Origin of the sequence: Acinetobacter calcoaceticus, assembly GCF_016508255.1 — a bacterium.
Lineage (GTDB): Bacteria > Pseudomonadota > Gammaproteobacteria > Pseudomonadales > Moraxellaceae > Acinetobacter > Acinetobacter calcoaceticus_E.
This window is the reverse complement of sequence record NZ_JADVKT010000006.1, coordinates 62,891-87,472: the sequence shown is the minus strand read 5'-3', so window position 1 is coordinate 87,472 and position 24,582 is coordinate 62,891. Positions and strand designations below refer to the sequence as shown.

The 24,582-nt window shown below is 39.5% G+C and carries 24 protein-coding genes; 9 read left to right on the top strand and 15 right to left on the bottom strand.

The genetic code is table 11. From position 1 onward, the window contains the following. The first annotated feature begins 11 nt into the window (after positions 1 to 11). The 3 genes from I5515_RS12735 to I5515_RS12725 all read left to right on the top strand — a co-directional run bounded on the left by I5515_RS12735 (position 12) and on the right by I5515_RS12725 (position 3,445). Positions 12 to 2,147: a 3-hydroxyacyl-CoA dehydrogenase NAD-binding domain-containing protein gene (locus I5515_RS12735; protein ID WP_199967490.1), complete on the top strand. Its 2,136-nt coding sequence runs from the start codon at positions 12 to 14 to the stop codon at positions 2,145 to 2,147. 164 nt (positions 2,148 to 2,311) lie between these two features. Continuing rightward, positions 2,312 to 2,569, top strand: coding sequence for a hypothetical protein (locus tag I5515_RS12730; RefSeq protein ID WP_199967488.1), 258 nt, complete (start codon positions 2,312 to 2,314; stop codon positions 2,567 to 2,569). Between the two features lie 15 nt (positions 2,570 to 2,584). Further along, entirely contained in the window at positions 2,585 to 3,445 is an 861-nt protein-coding gene (locus tag I5515_RS12725) for a patatin family protein (RefSeq protein ID WP_199967485.1), read from the top strand. A 29-nt stretch (positions 3,446 to 3,474) separates the two neighbouring features. Here I5515_RS12725 and I5515_RS12720 read toward each other — a convergent pair whose 3' ends face one another. Both I5515_RS12720 and I5515_RS12715 read right to left on the bottom strand, forming a co-directional pair. Further along, a complete protein-coding gene (locus tag I5515_RS12720) occupies positions 3,475 to 3,894 on the bottom strand; it encodes a GNAT family N-acetyltransferase (protein WP_199967483.1) in 420 nt (139 codons plus the stop codon). 12 nt (positions 3,895 to 3,906) lie between these two features. Continuing rightward, positions 3,907 to 5,118, bottom strand: a complete 1,212-nt coding sequence (locus I5515_RS12715) for a class I SAM-dependent methyltransferase (RefSeq protein ID WP_199967482.1) — start codon at positions 5,116 to 5,118, stop codon at positions 3,907 to 3,909. A 127-nt stretch (positions 5,119 to 5,245) separates the two neighbouring features. On the opposite strand from I5515_RS12715, the gene trhA reads away from it, so the two are divergent. Both trhA and I5515_RS12705 read left to right on the top strand, forming a co-directional pair. Beyond that, complete coding sequence (gene trhA, locus I5515_RS12710; RefSeq protein ID WP_199967480.1) at positions 5,246 to 5,887, top strand: PAQR family membrane homeostasis protein TrhA; 642 nt, start codon at positions 5,246 to 5,248, stop codon at positions 5,885 to 5,887. 132 nt (positions 5,888 to 6,019) lie between these two features. Further along, positions 6,020 to 7,330: an MFS transporter gene (locus I5515_RS12705; protein WP_199967472.1), complete on the top strand. Its 1,311-nt coding sequence runs from the start codon at positions 6,020 to 6,022 to the stop codon at positions 7,328 to 7,330. Positions 7,331 to 7,454: 124 nt separating this feature from the next. Here the strand turns inward: I5515_RS12705 and I5515_RS12700 are convergent, their stop codons facing one another. From I5515_RS12700 to secA, 3 genes are all read right to left on the bottom strand, one after another. Then, positions 7,455 to 7,901 carry a hypothetical protein gene (locus tag I5515_RS12700; protein ID WP_227562712.1) on the bottom strand — a complete coding sequence of 149 codons (447 nt, stop codon included), beginning with the start codon at positions 7,899 to 7,901 and terminating at the stop codon, positions 7,455 to 7,457. A 287-nt stretch (positions 7,902 to 8,188) separates the two neighbouring features. Then, positions 8,189 to 8,632: a hypothetical protein gene (locus tag I5515_RS12695; protein WP_199967469.1), complete on the bottom strand. Its 444-nt coding sequence runs from the start codon at positions 8,630 to 8,632 to the stop codon at positions 8,189 to 8,191. A 131-nt stretch (positions 8,633 to 8,763) separates the two neighbouring features. Further along, on the bottom strand, positions 8,764 to 11,484 hold the full coding sequence (secA, locus tag I5515_RS12690) for a preprotein translocase subunit SecA (RefSeq protein WP_199967467.1): 2,721 nt from the start codon (positions 11,482 to 11,484) through the stop codon (positions 8,764 to 8,766). A 407-nt stretch (positions 11,485 to 11,891) separates the two neighbouring features. Here secA and I5515_RS12685 point away from each other — a divergent pair, with 407 nt between their 5' ends. The 3 genes from I5515_RS12685 to I5515_RS12675 all read left to right on the top strand — a co-directional run bounded on the left by I5515_RS12685 (position 11,892) and on the right by I5515_RS12675 (position 14,157). Beyond that, on the top strand, positions 11,892 to 12,533 hold the full coding sequence (locus tag I5515_RS12685) for a peroxiredoxin (protein WP_199967460.1): 642 nt from the start codon (positions 11,892 to 11,894) through the stop codon (positions 12,531 to 12,533). Positions 12,534 to 12,769: 236 nt separating this feature from the next. Beyond that, complete coding sequence (locus I5515_RS12680) at positions 12,770 to 13,582, top strand: MBL fold metallo-hydrolase (RefSeq protein WP_199967721.1); 813 nt, start codon at positions 12,770 to 12,772, stop codon at positions 13,580 to 13,582. After that, entirely contained in the window at positions 13,579 to 14,157 is a 579-nt protein-coding gene (locus I5515_RS12675) for a dual specificity protein phosphatase family protein (RefSeq protein ID WP_199967458.1), read from the top strand. The genes I5515_RS12680 and I5515_RS12675 overlap by 4 nt, the downstream gene beginning before the upstream one ends. 28 nt (positions 14,158 to 14,185) lie before the next feature. On the opposite strand, the gene I5515_RS12670 is transcribed toward I5515_RS12675, so the two are convergent. The 5 genes from I5515_RS12670 to I5515_RS12650 all read right to left on the bottom strand — a co-directional run bounded on the left by I5515_RS12670 (position 14,186) and on the right by I5515_RS12650 (position 19,516). Continuing rightward, positions 14,186 to 15,250 carry an SPOR domain-containing protein gene (locus tag I5515_RS12670; RefSeq protein ID WP_199967455.1) on the bottom strand — a complete coding sequence of 355 codons (1,065 nt, stop codon included), beginning with the start codon at positions 15,248 to 15,250 and terminating at the stop codon, positions 14,186 to 14,188. Continuing rightward, a complete protein-coding gene (gene folC / locus I5515_RS12665; protein WP_199967453.1) occupies positions 15,241 to 16,527 on the bottom strand; it encodes a bifunctional tetrahydrofolate synthase/dihydrofolate synthase in 1,287 nt (428 codons plus the stop codon). Before folC ends, I5515_RS12670 begins: the two co-directional genes overlap by 10 nt. Next, a complete protein-coding gene (accD, locus tag I5515_RS12660; RefSeq protein ID WP_199967451.1) occupies positions 16,524 to 17,420 on the bottom strand; it encodes an acetyl-CoA carboxylase, carboxyltransferase subunit beta in 897 nt (298 codons plus the stop codon). Before accD ends, folC begins: the two co-directional genes overlap by 4 nt. Continuing rightward, a complete protein-coding gene (gene trpA / locus I5515_RS12655) occupies positions 17,417 to 18,220 on the bottom strand; it encodes a tryptophan synthase subunit alpha (RefSeq protein WP_199967449.1) in 804 nt (267 codons plus the stop codon). The genes accD and trpA overlap by 4 nt, the downstream gene beginning before the upstream one ends. Positions 18,221 to 18,466: 246 nt before the next feature. Further along, positions 18,467 to 19,516 carry an AraC family transcriptional regulator gene (locus I5515_RS12650; protein ID WP_199967447.1) on the bottom strand — a complete coding sequence of 350 codons (1,050 nt, stop codon included), beginning with the start codon at positions 19,514 to 19,516 and terminating at the stop codon, positions 18,467 to 18,469. Between the two features lie 120 nt (positions 19,517 to 19,636). On the opposite strand from I5515_RS12650, the gene I5515_RS12645 reads away from it, so the two are divergent. After that, a complete protein-coding gene (locus I5515_RS12645) occupies positions 19,637 to 20,512 on the top strand; it encodes a metal-dependent hydrolase (RefSeq protein WP_199967436.1) in 876 nt (291 codons plus the stop codon). 8 nt (positions 20,513 to 20,520) lie between these two features. On the opposite strand, the gene I5515_RS12640 is transcribed toward I5515_RS12645, so the two are convergent. From I5515_RS12640 to I5515_RS12620, 5 genes are all read right to left on the bottom strand, one after another. Then, positions 20,521 to 21,516 (bottom strand): DUF2804 domain-containing protein, encoded by a 996-nt coding sequence (locus tag I5515_RS12640; protein ID WP_199967434.1) that lies wholly within the window; start codon positions 21,514 to 21,516, stop codon positions 20,521 to 20,523. Between the two features lie 272 nt (positions 21,517 to 21,788). Then, positions 21,789 to 22,004, bottom strand: a complete 216-nt coding sequence (locus I5515_RS12635) for a hypothetical protein (protein ID WP_199967433.1) — start codon at positions 22,002 to 22,004, stop codon at positions 21,789 to 21,791. Between the two features lie 153 nt (positions 22,005 to 22,157). Continuing rightward, complete coding sequence (locus tag I5515_RS12630) at positions 22,158 to 22,667, bottom strand: DUF1543 domain-containing protein (protein ID WP_199967431.1); 510 nt, start codon at positions 22,665 to 22,667, stop codon at positions 22,158 to 22,160. 9 nt (positions 22,668 to 22,676) lie between these two features. After that, positions 22,677 to 23,906 (bottom strand): tryptophan synthase subunit beta, encoded by a 1,230-nt coding sequence (trpB, locus tag I5515_RS12625; RefSeq protein WP_199967429.1) that lies wholly within the window; start codon positions 23,904 to 23,906, stop codon positions 22,677 to 22,679. Next, positions 23,890 to 24,549 carry a phosphoribosylanthranilate isomerase gene (locus I5515_RS12620; protein ID WP_199967427.1) on the bottom strand — a complete coding sequence of 220 codons (660 nt, stop codon included), beginning with the start codon at positions 24,547 to 24,549 and terminating at the stop codon, positions 23,890 to 23,892. The genes trpB and I5515_RS12620 overlap by 17 nt, the downstream gene beginning before the upstream one ends. Positions 24,550 to 24,582: the final 33 nt, after the last annotated feature.

Here is a 24,582-nt window from a genome sequence, read left to right as displayed (position 1 = left end):
GGATATTAAAAATGAGTGCAATCCAATACGAAAAAAATGCCGACAATATTGTCATTTTGACACTTGATTCAACTGGCCAATCTGCAAATACCATGAATGCAGAATTTCGTGACTCGCTCGATGAAGCGACTCAGAAACTTAAAGCAGAAACAGAACTTTCAGGCGTTATTTTCCGCTCAGCTAAAAAAACTTTCTTTGCAGGCGGTGATTTAGATGAACTAATTCAAGTTCAGCCTGAACATGCGACTGAGTTTTTCAATATGGTTGAAAAACTAAAAGGCCATTTACGTACAATTGAAACGTTAGGGATTCCAGTTGTTGCAGCATTGAATGGCACCGCACTTGGTGGTGGCTGGGAAATCGCTCTAAGTTGCCATCACCGTATTGCGATTAATGACCCAAAAAGCAAATTTGGCTTACCTGAAGTAACTTTAGGTTTGTTACCTGGGGGCGGTGGTATTGTCCGCATGGTACGTCTACTTGGACTTCAAAACGCCTTTCCATTTTTAATGGAAGGCAAACAGTTCGGTGTTGATAAAGCAAAGTCTTTAGGTTTAATTCATGATACTGCAGAAAATGAACATGAGCTTTTAGATAAAGCAATTGCTTGGATAAAGGCTAATCCTAAATCTCAACAACCTTTTGATGTGAAGGGTTATAAAATTCCGGGTGGCGACCCAAAAACTCCAGCAGTTGCACAAGTTCTTGCAATTGCACCAGCCATGTTAAGAGACAAGACCAAAGGTTGTTACCCTGCCCCTGAAGCAATTATGGCAGCCGCAGTTGAAGGCGCACAAGTTGATGTAGACACTGCACTGCGTATTGAATCTCGCTACTTTACCCAGCTTACAACAGGCCAAATTTCCAAAAATATGATCGGCACTTTCTGGCATGCTCTAAATGCAATTAAGTCTGGTGCTAGCCGTCCTGCTGATATTGCAAAATGGCAAGCGACTAAAGTTGGTGTGTTAGGTGCAGGCATGATGGGTGCTGGTATTGCCTATTCAACAGCAATTAAAGGCATTGCTGTTGTACTCAAAGACGTATCTATTGAAAATGCTGAAAAAGGCAAAGCGTACTCACAGAAGCTTCTTGATAAACGTGTTTCACAAGGCCGCATGACCGCAGAAAAACGTGATCAGGTTTTATCACTGATTACAGCAACTGCCTCAGCACAAGACCTACAAGGCTGTGATCTGATTATTGAAGCCGTATTTGAAAACCAAGAACTTAAAGCAAAAGTCACTCAAGAAGCTGAACAATATTTAGCGCCTAATGGTGTAATGGCATCAAATACCTCAACCTTACCCATTACGGGTTTAGCTCAGGCAAGTAAGAATGAGAAAGCGTTTATCGGCCTACACTTCTTTAGCCCTGTCGACAAAATGCAGTTAGTTGAGATTATTAAAGGTAAAAACACCTCAAGCGATACACTTGCTAAAGCCTACGACTTCGTACAACAAATTGGAAAAACACCAATTGTGGTGAATGATAGCCGTGGCTTCTTTACCAGTCGTGTGTTTGGTACTTTCATTCAAGAAGGTATGCGCTTGCTTGCTGAAGGTGTTCACCCAGCACGTATTGAAATGGCAGCACTGAAAGCTGGTATGCCAGTTGGACCACTCGCGATTCAAGATGAAGTGTCTTTAACATTAACTGAACATGTTGCTGGTGAGGCGCGTAAAGCGCTACAAGCCGAAGGTAAAGATTTACCTAAAACTTCTGTAGATGAAGTTGTTCACACCATGATTCATGAGTTAAATCGTAAAGGTAAAGCTGCTGGAGCAGGTTTTTATGACTATCCTGAAAATGGCAAAAAGCATCTTTGGGAAGGCTTGAACCGTTGGCAAAAAGATCATGATATTTCTGAACAAGATATGATCGATCGCATTTTGTTTGTACAGGCTTTAGATACCTTACGTTGTTATGAAGAAGGCGTATTGGAATCTGTGATTGATGCCAATGTCGGTTCTATCTTTGGGATTGGTTATGCACCTTGGACGGGTGGAGCAATTCAATTCCTAAATCAATATGGTATTGATAAAGCACAAAAACGCGCTGAAGAGTTAGCTGCCAAATATGGTGAACGCTTTACACCTCCAACTTTGCTAAAAACCAAAGCCGAGCAGAAACAAAATATTCAATAATTTAGAGCTATTGAATATTTAAAAACTGCATGAACCTTGCCCATATAAATATATTTTATTTATATGGGCTTTTCTTTATGACCTTTAAGATTTCAGCCTACTACCTAAATATGCTATAAATAGACTTCATTTTTGTGCTTCCACAGCACATTCGAGAAATTCTTATGTCCGATAAAAATTCTTCCGAGTCAGCAAGTTTAGGCTGGAAATTTGTTCTGATCGTTGGTGTTTTAAGTGCGATTTTCCTTGGCTTTTTCTATTTAGCGATGAGTAATGAACCTGACTATATGCCAGGAGCACAGCGCAAAGCTCAACAAGAGCAAATGCAGCAAAAGGCTGAACACTCTACAGAGCAACACGCTCAACATAGTGACGACATGCCTGGAATGGATATGCAAGAACACAAGCAATCAACTCAGTAATCAGATATTTTTCAAATGACAGATTTTTCCCGTAATGCACTTGTTGTAGAGGGTGGAGGCATGCGTGGTGCCTTTACCAGTGGCGTACTTGACGCTTTTTTACAGCAACAGTTCAACCCCTTCGATTTATATGTTGGCGTATCATCTGGCTCAACCAACGTTGCAAACTACTTAGCTGGTCAACAAGGCCGTACTTTAACGTTTTATGTCGATCACTCCCTGCGTCCGGAATTCATCGATTACAAACGCTTTTTTAAAGGCGGTGATTTACTTGATTTAAAATGGATGTGGGAAATTGGTGAGCAAGAACATCCTCTTGACCAACAAAGTCTTTTTGCTAAAAACCCTGATTTTTATATGGTGTTGACGCATGCCAAAACAGGTCATGCGGAATATCTCCGTGCTGGTAAAGATAATTTACTAAATGCACTGCGTGCTTCTAGCTCAATTCCAGTATTAACGCGCCACCCTGTCGATATTATGGGCGAGCCTTATTTTGACGGTGGTGTTGCAGATGCTTTACCTGTGCGCTGGACTGCCCAACAAAGCGGTGTAAAAAAGCTATTAGTGTTACGAACCCGTCCCCAAAACTACTTTAAGGCGAGTAGTAGAGGTGATCAATTTCTCGCGAAATATGCTTTTAAACATCATTATGGTTTTGCAAATAGTCTGCGTAGTCGCTGTGCTCGTTATAACGCTTCGGTAGATTTCGTACGTGGTTCTAACCCAGATCAGCAAATTTTAGAAGTTTGCCCACCGCCGCTTAAAAATATGGCTGGCCGTTTAAGTACTAATCCTAAAAAGCTTCGTTACAGTTATGAAGTCGGTTTAGAAACAGGTCTACAAGCAATTGAAAGCTGGAATGCAATGAAATAAATCTAAATTGAGATTTCTAAAAAGAAGTCTCAATTTAACTCTAAAATCATATCAATATGTGGAATACCACAGTCTTCGTAAACTTCACCCTGTACATGAAAACCCAAAGCTTCATAAAAAGCGATCACATAAGTTTGTGCTGAAAGTTTCAAATAAGGCAGTTTCTGATGACGCGCATAATCAATAATGTGCTGCATTAAAATTTTACCTACACCTTGCTTTCCATAAGGCACTAAAACAGCAACACGCCCTACACTATGCTGCGGCAACAGAAGCGCTGTCGCAATGGATTGTTCGTTGTCATACACAATAAAGTGTAAAACTGTAGCATCCAAATCATCCCATTCATCTTCAGGCGCAATCCCTTGCTCTTGAATAAAAACTTGCTCGCGGATGTATTTCGCATCTTTCTCAAGCTGCTCCCAACCACCCGCTCTAATTTTATACATCAATTCACCTGCTTAACATTTACACCCAATATTTTCGATAGGCAACTGATCTTGTAACAACAATTCTAGCGTTTGTTTTTGAATACCGTACATTTCTTTCAAGGCTTGAATCTGAGCCATGATCTTGGCATCAGGTTCAGAAACATTTTTGCGCTTGGTTGCTAAAATCATTTTATTTTTACTGGTATGTTCAAGCGATACAAATTCAAAAACTTTGGTTTCATAGCCATATGCTTTTAAAAGTAATGCACGTAATGTATCAGTCAACATTTCAGCTTGTTGCCCAGCATGAATACCAAACTGTAGCATTGGCTGTAAAACGTCTGGACTATGTAATTGTGGACGTAATTCTTTATGACAGCATGGCGCGCACATGATCATAGAAGCATTTAAACGAATTCCAGTGTGAATCGCGAAGTCAGTCGCAACATCACAAGCATGCAAGGCAATCATGACATCAAGTTTTTCTGGTTGGTAACTACGCACATCACCTTCAAAAAAGTCTAAATGCTTAAAATCAACTTTATGTGCGACCTTTTGGCAAAATTCCACCAGATTACTGCGAAGTTCAACACCAGTAATCAATGGGGTTTTCTGCTGTTCTTGTAAATAGTCATATAAAGCAAAAGTTAAATAACCTTTACCCGAACCAAAATCGACAATGCGTAACTCTTGTTGAGATGCATCAATCTGTTCGTAGGCGCTGGCAAAAATTTCAATAAATTTATTAATCTGCTTCCATTTACGGGCCATGCTTGGAATAACTTGGCCTTTTTCATCGGTAATACCAAGTTCTTTCAAAAATGCATTAGCCTGCTGCACATAGCGTTGCTTTTCACGATCATGAGCTTGTACAGTTTGAATAGAGTTTATAGTTTGTTTTTTACCCATATTTAACATGGCTTTTTTCTTATTTTTTTTAAGCTGAATTTCTTGGTTTACTGAAAATAAGTTAGCTTGCTTACATTGAACTAAAAGCGCTGCAATTTGTTGTAGCCCCTCTTCAAATGAATAGTTTTTAGTTACATCCTGTGTCGCATAATGATAAAGCGCTGAAAGCTGTTTCTGACCATGTAACTCGACTACGCGGAAAGTGATTTTTTCCAGCTGCGCCAACTCTCCCTTATATTGACTTAAGATCAAACGCTCAAAAGTTTGTTGCTCAAGCATTTGCTGAGTTTCATGAAAGAATTGTTGTTCTTGCTCAAAGGAAAAAACCGACACGAATATACCTAAAAAATGATGACTCATATGAAATGAAAGTTTAAAGGGTCTGACGTTAAAAATAAAATAACTTTACGACTGATTTGTATTTCTATACATTCGTATTTTTAATTGAAAAATTAAACTCATGAGTAAATCGGTGTTGGAAACTTACGACCCTAAAGAAGAACTATTTAATGCCTATAGTCATGGTGCTGGTGTTATCATGGCAGTCATTGCCTCTATCCTTTTAATTATAAAAGGGTCTTATTTATCCACTGGTCAGTGGATTGGTCTATGGGTTTACTCTTTTAGCCTTATTTTGGTTTTTACCAGTTCTACACTCTATCATTTTGCTCAAACACAAAACCTACGTTACTGGTATAAAAAACTCGACCATACTGCGATCTATTATTTAATTGCTGGAACTTACACTCCATTCTTAAGCATCGCAATTCCTACTACAAAAGCTCATTATCTGCTAGTTGCACTATGGGCCATCGCCGCAATTGGTACACTTTTCAAGTTAGTTTTCATTCATCGTTTTCAAAAGATTTCTTTGCTTGCCTATATTGTGATGGGATGGCTTGCAGTGTTTGTCATGGATGATATGCGTACCTATTTAAGCAAAGACGCATTGATTTTCTTGATCATTGGCGGACTTGCTTATACTGTCGGAGCATTGTTTTACGCGTTAAAAAAGGTAAGATATACCCATGCGATCTGGCACATTTTTGTGCTTTTAGGAGCAGGAGCACATTTTCTTGCTATCTATTGGTACATCGTTTAGTCCATTTTTCACTCATATTCAGTGATCCTGAAAGAGTCATGGATGATATTCTTTCACGCTATTCTTTTAGAAAAACATGCTCTAAAAAAGAATAGCAAACTAAAAATAAATTTTACTAATATAAGGACTTACATGGATTCAACCTCTGCGACTGCTGCTCCGGCAGTAGCCACTAATTCAAAAACACGGGTTTTGTTTGCAAGCTTAGTCGGCACAACCATTGAGTTCTTCGACTTTTATATCTATGCAACTGCTGCCGTTCTTATTTTTCCTCACCTGTTTTTCCCTGCTAGTAGTGGCAGTGCCGCAGTCCTACAATCTTTAGCAACCTTCGCAATTGCCTTTATTGCTCGCCCTATCGGTGCAGCCCTGTTCGGTCATTTAGGAGACCGTATTGGCCGTAAAGCTACACTGGTTGCAGCTTTACTCACCATGGGTGTTTCAACCGTATGTATTGGTTTACTTCCTACCTATGCACAAATCGGGATTTTCGCGCCTTTACTATTGGCTGTATGCCGTTTAGGACAAGGTTTGGGGTTGGGCGGTGAATGGAGTGGTGCAGTATTACTCGCGACTGAAAATGCCCCAGAAGGTAAAAGAGCATGGTACGGCATGTTTCCACAGCTTGGTGCTCCAATTGGCTTTATTTTGGCTACTGGTTCATTCTTACTATTGGGTGCAATTATTCCTGAGCAGGCCTTCATGCAATGGGGCTGGCGTATTCCCTTCATTGCAAGTGCTGTATTAGTGATTGTGGGCTTATATATCCGTTTAAAGCTGCATGAGACTCCAGCATTCCAAAAAGTTTTAGATAAGCAAAAAGAAGTAAATATTCCATTTAAAGAAGTCTTAACCAAACATACAGGTAAACTTATTCTTGGCACGATTGCAGCAATCTGTACTTTTGTCGTGTTCTATCTGACCACCGTATTTGCTTTAAACTGGGGAACCACTAAGCTTGGCTATGCACGTGGTGAGTTCTTAGAACTTCAACTCTTTGCCACACTTTGTTTTGCTGCATTTATTCCTTTATCGGCTATTTTTGCAGAAAAATTTGGTCGTAAAACAACTTCTATTGGCGTCTGTGTTGCCGCTGCAATTTTCGGCTTATTCTTCTCTAGCATGCTAGAGTCTGGAAATACCTTAATCGTCTTCCTTTTCTTATGTACAGGTTTGGCGATTATGGGGTTGACCTATGGTCCGATTGGTACCGTTCTTTCTGAACTTTTTCCAACTTCAGTTCGTTATACAGGTTCAGCATTAACGTTTAACTTAGCAGGTATTTTTGGTGCGTCATTTGCACCACTTATTGCAACTAAGCTTGCTGAAACTTATGGTTTATATGCAGTTGGTTATTATCTTACTGCGGCATCACTTCTATCACTCATCGCTTTCTTATTCATTCGTGAAACAAAAAATGATGATGTGAATAATCAGATTTAAATATCCAAATCATGTCTATTTTAAAATAAAAAACCAGTTCTAATTAAAACTGGTTTTTTATTTTCGCAATTAGATTATCTAGCTAATTATAAAAATAGATGTTTTAAATAATCTTCAAATTAAATTATTCAAATGCTTTCTTAAATTTACTCTCATCTAAATACTGGGCAAATTTTCCAATTCGTTGATTTACATTCTTGTCAACAAGCATACCGCGCATGGCAAGCTGACCTAAATATTCAAATGATTTTTCCAGAGCATTCGTACCTTCATTTTTAACCACATCTTTAACAGCCATATTACAATTTTGTGTCAAAATTCTTTCATAAATTTTAGCAATCTTTTTATCTGCAAGAATTAACTCATCAGAAGAAATACGAGTAAAGCCTGACAATTCAGAGTTTGAGGCCATTGCAAAAAATATCCATTGCGTTAAATCTTTTCGCTCTTGTTCTGTCACAGAACTTTCAAAACACTGATTTAACTTATCTTGATAAACCCCTGCATGACTTAATGATGTTAATAGAACTAAGGGGAAAATATATAGAATAGATTTCAATTTAAATTTCATTATGAATAACCTCTTGTAATAACTCAATTATATAGTATTAACATGAATCATGTAATAATAAATAGGCTTGAGAAAAGTTACTAGAGTCATGGATTAAATTATATAGAAAACTTCTCATTAGTTATAATTCCAACCTGGTTGGTTTGTACTAAGTAATTTTTTTAATTATTGACGTGGACTTATTAAGAGTAAATTTACTATTTCGATTACATTATAAATGGTTAAAATAGAGTACACAAAAATAAAAACCAGCTCATATTGAACTGGTTTTTTTATAAATATATGTCTTAATTTATTGTTGCTGGATTTGCTGGAGCAACGCTACTTGTTACAGCTGGAGCTGTTACATTGCTTGCTGCAACAGCAGCTGGTCCAGCAACAGCAGCTTCACCAATTAACGCAACTTTCGCTTTTTCTTGACTCTTCGCAGATAAAGCAGGGTTAGTTGCCACAATACGATTAATATTTGCCGAGTTTGCCGGAGCAATAGCGGTCGTTTGTAAAATAATTGGGCGATTACCTGTGTTACCCAACGTATAGCGAATGCCAGTACGCGGACTAATCACTGTTGTGTTTTCTTGCTTCACTACCGCTTGAGCCGAAGTTGGCCCTTTTGCTGCAAGTACTTTATCAACCGTTGTCGTTTGAGGGGCTGAAGCTGCTTCTGCTGCGAAGACAAAACTAGGCACAGCAAGAACAGTTAAAAATAAAGGTTTTAATACTTTTTTCATTGTCTTTCCAACATACACTCTGGATGAGAAGTAAATAGCATTTAATGCTTAAAACTGCAAACATTATTCACAGGCTTACTACAAACATAAAAAAAGCAGAACAATTGTTCTGCTTTTTTTATCAAGGCAGATTAGATCTTACCATGACATTGTTTATATTTTAGTCCTGAACCACATGGGCATGGTGCATTGCGACTTTCTGGAACAGGGAAAGCTTGCTGATCGACAGCAGACTCTATAGTTTCTTGAGAAAGAGTGACTTCTCCTGTTAAACCATCTACATCGTCATGTTCAAAAGAAAGTTTCATCGATTCAGCTTGCTGCTGCTGTTGAGCTTCCATTTCTGCAAGTTCTTCTGGTGTTGGGATATGTACACGAGACAAATCAGTCACAACATCAGTTTTAATAATGCCCAACATATTTACGAACAGGTTGAAAGCTTCTTTCTTGTATTCCTGCTCAGGGTTCTTTTGCGCGTAGCCACGTAAGTGAATACCTTGACGCAAATAATCCATTGCAGCTAAGTGATCTTTCCAATGACGGTCAAGAGAGTTTAAAACGAAGTGACGTTCAAGCATTGCTGCTGACTCATCACCCATTTGAGCACGGCGTTGACGATAACGCTCAATCACTTCATCACTGATTCGCTCAACCAAACCTTCTTCATCCAGACGGCGATCTTGATCTAACCATTCCTGAATTGGCAGCTCAATACCCAAATCAATACGTAAGGCATTTTCTAAACCTTCAACATCCCACTGGTCGTGAATTGACTCTGGTGGAATGAAGTTAGCAATCACGCCTTTCATCACTTCATGATGCATTTCTTCAACGTATTCTTTTAAGGTATTTTCAGCTAACACTTCATCACGTTGTGAATAAATGATCTTACGTTGTTCATTATTCACATCATCGTATTTCAACAAGTTTTTACGAATGTCAAAGTTACGTGCTTCAACTTTACGCTGTGCATTCTCGATTGAACGACTCACCATTTTGTGTTCAATCGCTTCATTTTCTTGTAGACCCATCGCGCGCATCATTCCGACTACGCGGTCACCTGCGAAAATACGCATAAGGTCGTCTTCAAGAGACAAATAGAAACGAGAAACACCAGGGTCACCCTGACGGCCCGCACGACCACGTAACTGGTTATCAATACGACGTGATTCATGGCGTTCAGAACCAATGATGTGCAAACCACCTGATTGCAATACATCTTCGTGATCTTGTTCCCATTGTGCTTTCAGACGTGCTTCATCTTCAGCAGTAGGGTTTTCAAGTTTGCCAAGTTTCGCTTTCCAGTTACCACCCAAAATAATATCAGTACCACGACCAGCCATGTTGGTTGCAATCGTTACTGCATTCGGGCTACCCGCTTGAGCAATAATGTCAGCTTCACGCTCATGTTGCTTTGCATTCAACACTTCGTGATGAATACCTGCTTGCATTAACTTAGAAGATAAAATTTCACTGGCTTCAATGGTCGCTGTACCAATCAGAATCGGTGCAACACCTTGCTGACGAATATTCGTAATTTCCTGAATAATCGCATTGTATTTACCGTTACGGTTTAAATAAATTAAATCGTTTTGGTCATTACGTACCATTGGGCGGTGAGTTGGAATAATCACAACATCAAGGCCATAAATTTCTTTCATTTCCGCAGCTTCAGTATCAGCAGTACCTGTCATACCTGAAAGCTTTTTATATAGACGGAAATAGTTCTGGAATGTTGTGGTTGCTAGAGTTTGGTTTTCAGGTTGAATTTCCAAACCTTCTTTCGCTTCAACTGCTTGATGTAGACCTTCTGACCAACGACGACCCGGCATTGTACGGCCAGTATGTTCATCAACAATCACAACTTCACCATCGTGAATAATATAGTGAACATCACGTTGAAATAAGAAGTGTGCACGAATAGCGGCAGAAACGTGGTGAACAAGGCTGAGATTCGTTGCTGAATATAGGCTTTCACCTTCGGCCAACAAGCCCATCTGAATAAGTTCTTGTTCAACAGTTTCATAACCAATTTCGGTCATTTCAACTGAACGCTGCTTTTCATCAATCCAAAAATGCCCGCCATCCGCTACTTTTTCTTCTTTTTGAGGATGCAATTTAGGGGGAATCGTATTAATTGCAGCATACAGATGCGAAGAATCTTCACTTTGACCAGAAATAATTAATGGTGTACGTGCTTCATCAATCAAGATTGAGTCAACTTCATCGATAATGGCATAGTGCAAACCACGTTGTTTCTTTTCTGCTAAAGAAAACACCATGTTGTCACGTAAGTAGTCAAACCCGAATTCGTTATTGGTACCATACGTAATATCAGCAAGATAAGCTTCCGCTTTTTCAGACGGGCCTTGCATTGAAAAGATCGTACCAATAGATAGCCCCAAAAATTCAAATAATGGGCGGTTTAACTCAGCATCACGCTGTGCCAAATAATCGTTCACAGTAATGACATGCACACCTTGACCACTCAAAGCGTTTAAATAACACGCCAGAGTACCCATAAGGGTTTTACCTTCACCGGTACGCATTTCAGCAATCTTACCTTCATGTAAGGTAATACCACCAATAAGCTGAACGTCATAGTGACGCATGCCCATTACACGTTTGGCCGCTTCACGACAAACTGCGAACGCTTCTGGAAGTAATTTATCTAAACTTTCGCCGTTATTATAACGTTGTTTGAATTCTGGAGTTTTTGCAGATAAGTCTGCATCGCTTAAAGCTGATATCGTCGGCTCGAGCGCATTGATTTGCTCAACAATTTTGCGCATGCGTTTGAGTTCGCGCTCATTTTTTGTACCGAAGATACCTCCGATCAGACTTGCCAACATGGATAAACTCTCTAAATCTTGCTTGGTCAAATGAATAAACTTTTTCTCAGTCGTTTATTATGGTGCCAGAAATTTGAAGTACAAGGGGTTTGCACAAAACCCCTAAAAAAAATCTGATAGTTAGACGAATGGTTTTATTATTCGTCTAGTCCCCCGTAATGCATCTTGCACTTAAAAATGTAACATTAACGCTCATCTATTAAGCATAACTTCCGAGAAATCTAATTTAGCAAATTTACCTTAAAGTTACATTGATTAAGCACATAAAATAGTGAGTTTTAGTCATATATATTTACACTTATATAAAAAGTTCATAATAAAATACAAAAACAATAATTTTAATCATAAAGAAAATGCTGCATATTCATTAGAACACATAACAAATTATGAGCAATTAAGGAACGACCATGACACTACGATTAGGAGACACTGCCCCCGATTTTCAACAAGAATCGAGCGAAGGCACTATTCATTTTTATGATTTTCTAGGAGATAGTTGGGGAATCTTATTTTCACATCCAGCCGACTATACTCCAGTATGTACAACAGAGTTAGGCTACACAGCAAAATTAAAAGATGAATTTACGAAGCGTAATGTTAAAGCGATTGCTTTGTCAGTAGACGATGTAGAGTCTCATAAGGGCTGGATCAACGATATTAACGAAACACAAAATACGACTGTAAACTTTCCAATCATTGCAGATAAAGATCGTAAAGTATCTGAGCTATATGATTTCATCCATCCAAATGCCAGTGAAACGCTTACAGTTCGTTCTCTAGTGATTGTTGATCCTAATAAAAAAGTTCGCTTAATTATTACCTACCCTGCTTCAACAGGCCGAAATTTTAATGAAGTCTTACGTGTTGTTGATTCATTACAATTAACTGACAAGCATAAAGTAGCTACCCCAGCGAACTGGCAACAAAGTGAAGATGTCGTTATTGTGCCATCGCTTAAAGATGAAGAAGAAATTAAACAGCGTTTCCCTAAAGGCTATAAAGCAGTTAAACCTTATTTACGCCTCACACCACAGCCTGAGCAAGATTAAAGCCTTTTAAAAGGCTTTAATCGAAGCGCAAGACAAGCGAAGCGCGTAGGCAAGCATCAGAAAATTTCAAATAAGCCCAGTGCATAGCAAGCCTTAATAAATCCTAAGCGAAATAAATATCCTTATCCTGAAAAGTCATCCAACGCGATGGCTTTTTATTTATGTATTGAATATCCATGGTTTTTACTACTCAGATCAGTTATAACTCGAAACGATTCGGTATAAAAAATAAAATCATGATCTATAAAATTCATCATTTAAAGTGTGGCAGCATGTGCCCAGTTTGTGCCCCACTCTTTGGACAAAAAGGTTTACGAGCTGAAGTCGTATGTCATTGTCTTCTGATTGAAACTGATCGTGGGCTTGTACTCATTGATACAGGCTTTGGATTACAAGACTACCTACATATGAAGCAGCGTTTAGGCTCACTCGTCAACCGTTTAGGTAAAATCGAGCCTAATCTTGAGTTTAGTGCCATTCAACAAATCCAAAAGCTCGGGTTTAATCCTAAGGATGTACAGCACATCTTTGTCACTCATCTTGATTTTGATCATGCAGGTGGAATTTCAGATTTTCCTCATGCCACTGTGCATGTTTTAGCAGCAGAATATAACGCAGCCCAACTTCCAAATTTCAAAGGCAAACTTCGCTATAGAACCAATCAATATAAAGACCATCGCTACTGGAACTTTGTTGAATATCAGCAAGGTGAAGCGTGGTTTAATCTAGAAAAAGTAAAAGGCTTTCCTCTTTTTCAAGATGAAATTTTAATGGTGCCTTTATTGGGTCACTCGGCTGGTCATTGTGGCATTGCCATAAAACAACAAAACCAATGGTTATTATTTTGTGGAGATGCATACTATTCACATCTGGAGTTAAACCCTAAAAATAAATTAAGATCACTCAGTTTGCTGGAAAAAACATTTGCAGAAGATAATGAGAAACGTCTTATTAACCTCAAACGCTTACAGCATTTAGCTCAACATGAGCCAACGATTGAAATCATTTGCGCCCATGATCCCTATGACCTTCGACGGTACCAAACATGAAAAAAATTTCACTCATCGCACTTATTCTATGTTTAAGCCTACAAGGTTGTATGCAACATGAAAGTATTACACAAGCGAAGAGACCTAAAGATTGGGGAATTTTAGTTTCTCAAGCCCAGAATTTTTATCAAGTAAGCGATGATGTTTTTCGTAGTGAGCAACCTGATATCACAATGATTCCCGAATTAAAACATCATCAAATTGGAACGATTATTAATCTAAGAGCCAAGGATTCAGATAGTTTGGTTTTTAAAAATGAAAATTTCAACCTTGTGCATATTCCTATCAATACATGGGCAATTGACCGACAAGACTTATTAGAAGTCATGCGACAAATTAAGATTGCCAAGCAGAATAATCAACGTGTTTTACTACACTGCTATCATGGTTCAGACCGTACAGGGGCTAGTATTGCCATGTATCGAATTATTTTTGAGAATTGGGCAATTGATGATGCGGTTAAAGAAATGAAAGAAGGAGGTTATGGTTATCATATTATCTGGAAAAATATTGACCATTTATTTACCCCTGAAAATGTAAAATGGATTCAACAGCAACTGTCAAACCCATCTTAACTACATCTTGAGTAAACATTAGATCAGATTAACGCTGATCTAATGGTACCCAGTCAATGACCCAAGCCGATTTCATATTTAAACTTGAATCAGACGTAATTTTCTTACGGGCTGCATCTGCTGTATCACGGTCTTTCGCTGGTCCAACCATAATACGGATTCCCTTGCTAGTTTGGCTCGTGGTTACCTTGTAGCCTTTAGCTCGTAATTTAGAAACAACTGAATCTGCATTTGCTTGGTTAGCAGCCAATGCAACTTGCACCATCCATTTTTTATCACCATTTTCCAGCAGTTCACGCGCTTTTTCAGCCTCGGCTTTTTTCTCGTTTTCTGCTTTGTGTTTTGCTTCAGTTGCCTTTTTATCAGCTTCTTTTTTGTGTTTTGCTTCAGCTGCCTTTTTGTCAGCTTCAGCTTGATGTTTTGCTTCAGCTGCCTTTTTATCAGCTTCTGCTTGATGTTTTGCTTCAGTTGCCTTTTTATCAGCTTCTGCTTGGCGTTTTTCTTCAGCTGCCTTTTTATCAGCTTCTTTTTTGTGTTTTGCTTCAGCTGCCTTTTTATCAGCTTCTGCTTGTCGTTTTGCTTCAGCTGCTTTTTTATCAGCTTCTGCTTTTTTACTATCTACAGATTTTTTATTCACATCAGCTTGTAAATTTTTAACCTTACCATCGCTACCGACAACTTCAGGCGGAATGTTATCTGAACTTTCTTGAGCTGCTGTACGACGTGCATTAACCGCAGCGTACTCTGCTGCTGCTTTACGAGCAGCATCAGCCTCAGCTTGCTGTTGCATTGCTAAAAACTCTGCTGCACGTGCTTCTTGTTCTGCAACAGCTTTTTCACGTGAACGGCGCTGTTCTTCTAGCAACCGCTTTTCTGTTGCAACATCAACCGCTAGAGGCTGTAGTTGTACCATTTGCCCTTCTTGAGCTGATTGCTTTGGTTTGGCTTGTAGTTTCGGTGATGTTGAGGTTTGGGGTTGAGCACCCACATGTTTTATTTCTTCATTTCCTTTTAGAAGTAATGCTGCCAATAAAACACCACCACCTAATAAAACAACGCCACCCATCCAGCGTTGTTTGTTATTCATTGACATTCTTCCAAATACTCCCAAATCGCTTCTAAAGTATGAAACGAACCACAGACCAAAATCAGCTGATTGTTATTTGTTTGCTCAAGCGCTGATTTAAAAGCCTCTTTGATATTACCAAATTGTTGTACTGTCTGGCCTTGTAGGGCATCATTCAATTGCTGAATCGGTGCAGCACGCGGCACATTCAACTCAGCAATTTTCCAATGTAAAACAGTAGGTTTCAACAAATCGACTACTGATTTTATATCTTTATCTGCCAGCATTGAAAATACTGCGACAACTTCTGTGTACTGTTTATTGTATTCTAAGAAATTTCGCAATTGCTTTAACAAAAATTCAACACCATGTGGATTGTGTCCGGCATCAAAAATTACCGTTTTCCCTTCCACTTGACGTTCTTCAAAACGCCCTGCTAAGCGTGCAGCTCGAATACCTTTTTCTAAAGCAGGCTGAGAAATTTCAAGTCCGCTATTTAAAATTGCAGCAACCGCCCCTGCAATATTTTCAATGGCTAAGCGACCTAAAGGAAGCTTTAAAGTTATTCCTTCTGAAGCAAAGTACCAGTTTTGTGCATCATCGGCGAGTTTATAAAAATAATCACGATTAACGGTATATAAAATTGCTTGCGTACTTGCTACTTTATCTTGAATTGCTTGAGGTAAAAGTTGTTCACCAGCAAAGATAACCGGAATTTGTGGGCGAATAATACCTGCTTTTTCAAAAGCAATTTTCTCGATGGTATCACCTAACCAATCGGTATGATCTAGACCAATATTAGTAATAATCGCAACATTGGGGTCAATTACATTAACGACGTCTAAACGTCCGCCCAAACCGACTTCGAGCACCCATACATCACATTGCTGTTGTTTAAAAATGACAAAAGCAGCCAAAGTGGTTGCTTCAAAAAAAGATAAACTTAAATCACAATCGCGACGAGCCTGATCAACTTGAACAAAAGCATCAATCAGACTTTGATCATCGACTTCGACTCCACCTAATTTGACTCGCTCATTAAAGCGATAGATATGGGGTGACTGATATAACCCAACTTTATAACCCTGCTCATTTAATATAGCAGCTAGTGTGGTTGTAGTTGAGCCTTTGCCATTCGTTCCGGCTACTGTAAAAACTTTGGCAGCAGGCTGGGTTACACCTAGCTTTTCTGCCACAGGAATTACACGTTCCAGACCAAGATCTATCCCTGTAACGTGAACATGGCTCCAATAATTGAGCCATGTATCTAAAGAGTCTATTGAAAGTGGAGCTTGTGGGTTCAAGGTAAGTTCATCAATTTCGATACAAGTCGAGATACAGTATCACGTAAAGCATGACGATGAACAATCTGATCGATTACACCATGATCAAGCAAATATTCAGCACGTTGGAACGGTTCTTCTAGAGTTTCACGTACAGTCTGCTCAATTACACGTTTACCAGCAAAGCCAATCATCGCTTTAGGCTCAGCAATATGAATATCACCCAACATTGCTAAAGAAGCTGTTACACCGCCATACACCGGATGTGTTAACACTACGATATAAGGTAAGCCTGCATCTTTTAATCTTTGGATCGCCGCTGAAGTACGTGCCATTTGCATAAGAGACAGCATACCTTCTTGCATACGTGCGCCACCAGAAGCTGCAAAACAGATCAATGGCTGACGTTTTTCAATAGCAAGTTCAGCAGCCTGCACAAAACGATCACCTACTACAGTACCCATAGAGCCGCCCATAAAGTCGAACTCAAAAGCACAAGCAATCATATCAACGCCATTTAAATTACCTTGCATGGCAATTAAAGCTTCTGTTTCACCAGTTTTGCTTTGAGCTTCACGCATACGTTCTGGATATGGCTTGGTGTCGACAAACTTTAACGGATCTTTCGCGCTAAACTCTTGCCCTAATTCAGCTACAACGTTATCGAAGAACCAGTTTAAACGATCACGAGCTTTCATACGTAAGTGTTCATCACACTGCGGACAAACATACGCATTGAAAGAGATTGCTGTACGTGTCACTAGAGCATGACATTCAGGGCATTCAATGGTTGGCTCAGTAAATGTTGCTTTGAGAATTTGTTGCTCATTTGCGACTTCAATACCTGGAACCGGACGTTTTGTCCATGGGGTCGCAGGGCTAAGAACTTTCCCTGATTTCACTTCTTGATTCATACTAACTCATCGAGCGCTGCTCGAAGCTCCTTGACTTTATTCACCGTCTGTTCAACAGCGTCATCCGCTGCCAACGTTGCAAAATTTTTAACGAAAGCACTACCTACGATCACAGCATCAGCAACGCTACCCATTGCTTTTGCTGAAGCAGCATCACTAATACCAAAACCAACACCTACTGGAATATCAGTGGCATTTTTGATTTTTTGAATACGTGCAGCAGCTTCTGCCGTATCTAATGTTGCGGCTCCTGTTACACCCTTGAGTGAAACATAGTAGATAAATCCACTTGCCTGATTTGCCACATGTTGAATGCGTTGGTCTGTAGAAGTTGGCGCGAGCAAGAAAATTTGATCCATGTCATGTTGCTTCAACACGGCACCAAACTCTTTTGACTCTTCTGGTGGTAAATCCACCAGTAATAAGCCATCTACACCACATTGTTTCGCATGAGAAACAAACTTCTCGTAACCAATTACTTCAACCGGATTCAAATAACCCATTAAAACAACAGGTGTATCCTGATCCTGTTCACGGAACTCCTTGACCATATTAAGAGCATCTAATGTGTTAGTCCCTGCTGCAAGCGCACGTTCAGCTGCAAGCGCAATTACCGGACCATCAGCCATTGGATCTGAAAATGGTAAACCAAGCTCAATGACATCTACTCCTGCCGCAACCATTTTATGCAGTAACGGAACCGTTACTTGCGGCTGTGGATCACCCGCCATGACATAAGATACAAGCGCTTTACGTTGTTGGGACTTAAGCTTTTCAAAACGGGTGGCAAGACGTGACATAGGGTTGTGCTTTCCTTGAATTATTTAAAATTGAGGAGTTGTTTGTAGAAATACAAGAACATCGCATTTTAACGCTATTTTTTGTCCATTGAACAGCTCTAACGTTATGGCGATATTCGATTGTATGATTCATACAACCCATGGGGTACATTTATCAATATTTTGAAACTTTTCTCAATGATCAAAGCTTCCTATTTTCGAGCCATTATTAGATTGTCATCTGAATAGAAAATCACCACAAAAAGACTATTTCACTGCATTTTTATGGGTTAGCTGTAATTGTCTTTTCCGTGTTAATAAGGTTTGTCCTGTCAAATTTTTATGAGCACGGGCAAGCGCCGACTGATCTGAATATCCCAATTGCTCCGCAATAGAAATTAAGCTTTCATTTTGGCTCAGCAATATCTCACAGCGTCTCATGCGTTCTACATCTAAAATTAATTTAAATGAAGTGTTTAATGACTGTAGCTGGCGTTGCAAGCTTCGTACTGAAATATTCAATTCGATGGCAATATCTTCTATTTTTGGGGCTTGCTGCCTTTGCTTAAAATATTCATGTACGATCCAATGTATTTGCTGAGCTAAATCTGTATGTATTTTACGCTGAGCTAATGCCTCTTCTGCCTGTTTCACCAAAAGTTGCATTAAGGTTGGGTCTGCATCTTGCGGACGAATACTTAGCCCCTCACTTGCAAAAGTTAATGCATAGTAAGGTTTTTCAAATGCTAATTTGCATTGGAAGAAACGCTGATAGTGTACTAATGGGCCACGTGCACGGTGCACGAACTCAACTTGTTGCAAGAGAAAATCGTGTAATGGCGCAATTTGTTTAGCAAGCTGCACCATAGCTGCTAAGGTCAATTCACAAAGTATGATATTACTGTCATCTACCAACGGCCAATACAAACGAATTTTAGAAGCGTCTTGTTCAACTTGCATAGGCACGACTTGCTCACCATCAATCACCAGACGATGAAACTTCATGACATATTCGAGCACCTGAGCAAGGCTATCGCTTCGTGATGCCATGTAGCCCAGCACACCAAAATTGGCAGGTGTAATACAGGCAGCCATTTCCAAAGCTAAATTGGAAACTTGTAGTCGAGATTCGGTGAGCTCTAAAAGCTCAAGAAAAAAAGTTAACGATGATTGAGCATCAATAGATGCAGATAAGATATTTTGAACTTGGCGAGCTTGGGTTTCAGTTAAATTTAATGACCGCCAATCCATCCCCTTTTCTTTTAAATACGTATTCCAAAGGTAAAAGTAACCATTGGAAATCGTGAAATCCTGCATGGCTCATCCTTTTTCTAATGCCATCTTGTCGCAAACTGTATAAAAATTGGCAATAACTGTCAAAACAAAGCCGACCAGTCGCGACATACTAGGGAAAGGTTAGATGCGAGAAATAAAAATATGAACGCACATGTTGCTTATCAGGTTAATCCCGTTGTACGTAAAGATTTAGATTTTCATTTAAACGAAGCACCTCGCTTTTGGTTTAATAATGATCCTTTTCTGACCCGTATGTTTGATGCCCTCAGCTTAACTTTTCCAGATGGTGAGCGTTACTTTATTGAATGTGTTCGTATGTTTCGCGACAAGATTGATGATGCTGAGCTTCAAAGACGAGTGGCAGACTTTATTAAACAGGAAGCTCAACATGGTATGGCTCATGACAAAATGAATCAGCTCATGAAAGAACAAGGCATGCCAGTTGACCAGTTCACCACGACTTTGAAAAAGATTTTTCGTTTTGAACTCACCAAACGCTCACCACAATACAATATTGCGATGACAGCGGCGGCTGAACACTTAACAGCATTAATGGCTGAAACTTTTTATAGCCATAAAAAGACTTTAGAAAATGCACACCCTTATGTTCGAGCACTGTTTGCATGGCATGCAATTGAAGAGATGGAACACCGTGATGTTGCTTTTGATGTAATGAAACAGGTGGGTGAAGTTCCAGAGTCGACTCGTCGCTTTGTATTAGCTCTTACGACAGTACTTATGTTTGGTTTTACGCTCTATCGCACCAATATCATGTTGAAGTGTGATGGCTTTAGTTCTAGACAAAGACTATTAATGACTCTCAAAGGCTTACCTTGGTTCTTTGGCAGAAATGGCACATTAACAGCTATGAAAAGCCAATATCTGGATTGGTTCAAAAAAGACTTTCACCCAAGTCAGCATCCTGTGATTCGCCAGTACCCTGTTTGGATTAAAACACTCGAAAAGACGAATGATCCTATTGCAGCTGGAGAAGCATTTTGGCAAGCAGGTTTATAACCTGCTTGTTACCATTTTGCATAATGTTGTTCTAGTAGACCGTATTGCGCATTGCAATTAATTCTATCGGTTTCCTCATGCTCAATCGTGCCACTAATTTTAGCCTGCCACTGATTGAACTGGCTTCCGATCATTCTTAAATTGATATTTTCATATCGGCACCAACCAATGTGTACCTCTAGGTTTAACTTTTGATCTAAAGAACGAATGTGCCAACGCTCATCATTTACTTTTTCAAATAAAACATCCGTCAATGGAAATAAAACACCATTCACCCACAAACAATTTTCATTACCAAAACTTTCATTCACACCAGAGGCTAAGTTCAAACCAATACGTCGACCTTGCCCATCCCAAAAGTTACATGAAAGCCAAAACCAAGCTGTTTCTGGACGTAAAAAACCACAAGTATCATCTAAAGAGGCAAATGTCTTTTCATCAAATTGTACAACTTGATTCTGTTTATTAATAAACATCCCTTCTACAGCCAATGTGGCCTGCTTTTGGGTATAGGTCCAACCATTAATACCTGTTGGTGTACACAAACTTAAGATATCTGTTCCTGCACAGAAAATACGGGCGCTCAGACAGATTTCACCATATTTAGTCACTCGGATATAACGCACCCCATTCGCATGCTGAATATCAATTTGATAGGGCGATTTAGAAAAATAACTTTGATTAAACAAAGGTTGTTCATCAAGATAGGTTTTATGACCTAAAGGTTGAATCGCATTCCATTCAATCACTTGCTCTGTTTCATGATCGTAAATATAGAAAAAGCTGTGCCCAACCCAACCAATATCTGCAATTGCCAAACCAATAGTATAATGTGTATGTTGAATGCCACAGAATTTAAATTTCTTATACTTTAATTGCTTACGCCAACCTTTTAAGACTTTGCCATAAGGGGTTTTATAGATATATCGTTGTATATGAATGCTTGATGGTACAGATTCAAACCGTCCATAATGAGGCTGTCCATTTTCTTGAATTAAATCCATTATTCATTATCCGGTGATTTATTGCTCATCTATCAAGTAATAATAGACTGTTCCCCGACCAATTGGCTACCACATCTGTTTGATCTTCAAATGGCTTTTATTAAGCTATAAAAAAAGAGCATACTGATATGCTCTTTTTTCTGATATTCACCTAAATCTATATAAGATAACTTAAACTCTTTAAGGGTCTGTCTAAACAGTTGTGGTCCGATTCATTAATAACATCAGATTCAACTAATAATGATTTAAGTGTGGAATTCAATTTCTAAAAATTAAGCGTCATCATCGCTCGGTTGTTCTTGCTCTGGCTCTGATTCCTGCTCACTATCTTTATTTTCCAATTTATTTTCAGCGATCTTTGCGGCTTCATAGCCTGCAAAAGCACCTGCTGCTTTTTCTAGGAAACCTGCATCTGGATCTAATTTATCGACGCCTTGTTCCGCGATAATAGCACCAGCAATTTTACCTACTTCATCTAAAAGACCCATTTTTGATTACTCCAAAGAGCTTATGTTGAGCTTCTAGTCTAAGCAGATGAATTGTAAATAGTGCTACAAAAAAGTTGCGATTTGAGCGAGTTATATAAGAGATCAGCAACTTTTTATATTTTATTTTTAACTTTAAGCCTTTTTTAAGAACAGTTAGAGATCTATATAAGTATTTTCCCAAATTGTTGGATTGGACTCACCTTGCACTAGCTGAATATAACGCCCTGCAATATGGTCAATCGGAATACAATCATCAATATCTACAACACGGTCGGTATGGGGTTTATGCCATTCTTGATCAATGAACTGCTTACCTAACTGTTTTGCCATCATAGCATCTGTCGCAACAATCAAATGATAACTATGTAACTCGCCGAAAGCATTGGGTGTATATCCACCCAGATTAATCAAATACAACTTTAAATCTGAAGCTGACGGCGCTGCATCTGAAAACTGGATTTGATAGTTCTGCCCTTGAGAACTAACACCTGAAAGCTTGGCCCAAGCATCGATATGCAGCCCTTGAGTCTCACCAAACCAAGCCTGTTTAAGTTGAGGGTAAACTTCTTCCAAAGTGTCCCCTACTGCCATAACAACATCATGAACTTCTGTATTGGCACGTGCATGACGTCCGCCCAACATCACCATAAACAAACTTGGCATTTTGTGCTCTTACATCTCAACCATTTCTACGCCATCAATGCGTGCAACTGTCATTAAATCTTTATCACCACGGCCAGAAACAGTCGCAATAATAATCTGATCTTTAGACATTGTCGGCGCAAGTTTAGAGACGTACGCCATTGCATGCGAGCTTTCAAGTGCTGGGATAATCCCTTCGATTTTAGTTAAATCACGGAAACCTTGTAGAGCTTCTGTATCATTAATCGGTACATATTCCACACGCTTCATATCTTTCAAGAAGCTATGCTCTGGTCCTACGCCCGGATAATCCAAGCCTGCCGAGATACTGTGAGTCTCAATAATCTGACCTTGTTCATCACTCATCAAGTAGGTTCGGTTACCATGTAACACACCAACGTGCCCTGCATTTAATGGTGCAGAGTGCTTACCAGTTTCAATACCAAAACCAGCAGCTTCAACACCATACATTTTCACATTGGCATCATTTAAGAACGGATAGAACAAGCCCATTGCATTTGAACCACCGCCTACACAAGCAACCAATGCATCTGGTAAACGGCCTGCTTGTTCCAAAATCTGTTTGCGTGCTTCACGGCCAATAATTGACTGGAAATCACGTACGAGTTGAGGATATGGATGTGGACCAGCAACTGTACCAATTACATAGTAAGTACTATCAACATTGGTTACCCAGTCACGCATCGCTTCGTTCATGGCATCTTTAAGCGTTTTAGAACCACTTTGTACTGGTACAACAGTCGCACCCAACAAACGCATACGATAAACGTTCATCGCTTGACGCTTAACGTCTTCTGCACCCATATAAACGACACATTCAAGGCCTAAACGTGCTGCAATTGTTGCAGTTGCTACGCCATGTTGCCCAGCACCTGTCTCGGCAATAATACGTTTTTTACCAGAAAGCTTCGCTAATAAAGCCTGACCAATCGTGTTATTTACCTTATGTGAGCCTGTATGGTTCAAGTCTTCACGTTTAAGATAAATTTGCGCACCACCTAACTCTTTTGACCATCGCTCAGCATGATAAAGTGGACTAGGACGACCTACATAGTAGGCGAGGTCACGGTCGAATTCTGCCAAAAACTGTTCATCATTTTTCATACGAGAATAGAGATTTTCTAAATCTTCTAATGCCGCCATGAGAGTTTCTGACACAAAACGTCCGCCATGGATACCGAAATGCCCGGCAGCATCTGGGTACTGTGTGTAGTCAATCACATTATTTTGCTGATCCACGTTGGACTCCTTGCATAAATCGTTCAATGAGTTGTTGGTCTTTTATACCTTTTGCGGACTCTACGCCTCCGCTCACATCTACTGCAAAAGCACCTGTAGTATGAATAGCGTCAATGACATTATCAGGGGTTAAACCACCTGCCAAGATTAATGGAATATCAAGTTTTGGGAATTTAGACCAGTCAAACTGATGTCCTGTGCCCCCTTTAAGTTCAGGATGCCACGCATCAAGTAGTACAGCACTGGCTCCAGCCGCCTGATATTTTTGAATTTCAGCAATAACATCAAGATCAGGTTTAACCTGAATGGCTTTATACCAACGACGTTTGCAATAGCGAGCTATTTCCTGACACTGTTCTGGAGTTTCGTCGCCATGTAGTTGTAATACATCTAAGGGAACACAATCAAGTACAGCTTGAATATCAGCAGCACTCGCATTTACAAACAAACCAATCATTTGTACATAGGGCGGAACTATTTTTGCTAATTTTTGTGCCTGTTCAATTGTCACATGTCTTGGGCTTGGCGGGAAAAAAACAAAACCTATCGCATCTGCTCCAGCAGTGACTACTGCATTAACATCTTGCGCGCGAGTAATTCCACAGATTTTTGCTCGTGTACGTTTTTGGTTTAAGGGGCTCATGATCTGCCTAAACTACAACCATTTCTTAAAATA

What these genes read in the sequence shown, in the direction of transcription:
- I5515_RS12735 (WP_199967490.1), top strand. Translation starts at nt 12, where the DNA reads ATGAGTGCAATCCAATACGAAAAAAATGCCGACAATATTGTCATTTTG.
- I5515_RS12730 (WP_199967488.1), top strand. Translation starts at nt 2,312, where the DNA reads ATGTCCGATAAAAATTCTTCCGAGTCAGCAAGTTTAGGCTGGAAATTT.
- I5515_RS12725 (WP_199967485.1), top strand. Translation starts at nt 2,585, where the DNA reads ATGACAGATTTTTCCCGTAATGCACTTGTTGTAGAGGGTGGAGGCATG.
- I5515_RS12720 (WP_199967483.1), bottom strand. Translation starts at nt 3,894, where the DNA reads ATGTATAAAATTAGAGCGGGTGGTTGGGAGCAGCTTGAGAAAGATGCG.
- trhA (WP_199967480.1), top strand. Translation starts at nt 5,246, where the DNA reads ATGAGTAAATCGGTGTTGGAAACTTACGACCCTAAAGAAGAACTATTT.
- I5515_RS12705 (WP_199967472.1), top strand. Translation starts at nt 6,020, where the DNA reads ATGGATTCAACCTCTGCGACTGCTGCTCCGGCAGTAGCCACTAATTCA.
- I5515_RS12700 (WP_227562712.1), bottom strand. Translation starts at nt 7,901, where the DNA reads ATGAAATTTAAATTGAAATCTATTCTATATATTTTCCCCTTAGTTCTA.
- I5515_RS12695 (WP_199967469.1), bottom strand. Translation starts at nt 8,632, where the DNA reads ATGAAAAAAGTATTAAAACCTTTATTTTTAACTGTTCTTGCTGTGCCT.
- secA (WP_199967467.1), bottom strand. Translation starts at nt 11,484, where the DNA reads ATGTTGGCAAGTCTGATCGGAGGTATCTTCGGTACAAAAAATGAGCGC.
- I5515_RS12685 (WP_199967460.1), top strand. Translation starts at nt 11,892, where the DNA reads ATGACACTACGATTAGGAGACACTGCCCCCGATTTTCAACAAGAATCG.
- I5515_RS12680 (WP_199967721.1), top strand. Translation starts at nt 12,770, where the DNA reads ATGATCTATAAAATTCATCATTTAAAGTGTGGCAGCATGTGCCCAGTT.
- I5515_RS12675 (WP_199967458.1), top strand. Translation starts at nt 13,579, where the DNA reads ATGAAAAAAATTTCACTCATCGCACTTATTCTATGTTTAAGCCTACAA.
- I5515_RS12670 (WP_199967455.1), bottom strand. Translation starts at nt 15,250, where the DNA reads ATGTCAATGAATAACAAACAACGCTGGATGGGTGGCGTTGTTTTATTA.
- accD (WP_199967451.1), bottom strand. Translation starts at nt 17,420, where the DNA reads ATGAATCAAGAAGTGAAATCAGGGAAAGTTCTTAGCCCTGCGACCCCA.
- trpA (WP_199967449.1), bottom strand. Translation starts at nt 18,220, where the DNA reads ATGTCACGTCTTGCCACCCGTTTTGAAAAGCTTAAGTCCCAACAACGT.
- I5515_RS12650 (WP_199967447.1), bottom strand. Translation starts at nt 19,516, where the DNA reads ATGCAGGATTTCACGATTTCCAATGGTTACTTTTACCTTTGGAATACG.
- I5515_RS12645 (WP_199967436.1), top strand. Translation starts at nt 19,637, where the DNA reads ATGAACGCACATGTTGCTTATCAGGTTAATCCCGTTGTACGTAAAGAT.
- I5515_RS12640 (WP_199967434.1), bottom strand. Translation starts at nt 21,516, where the DNA reads ATGGATTTAATTCAAGAAAATGGACAGCCTCATTATGGACGGTTTGAA.
- I5515_RS12635 (WP_199967433.1), bottom strand. Translation starts at nt 22,004, where the DNA reads ATGGGTCTTTTAGATGAAGTAGGTAAAATTGCTGGTGCTATTATCGCG.
- I5515_RS12630 (WP_199967431.1), bottom strand. Translation starts at nt 22,667, where the DNA reads ATGCCAAGTTTGTTTATGGTGATGTTGGGCGGACGTCATGCACGTGCC.
- I5515_RS12620 (WP_199967427.1), bottom strand. Translation starts at nt 24,549, where the DNA reads ATGAGCCCCTTAAACCAAAAACGTACACGAGCAAAAATCTGTGGAATT.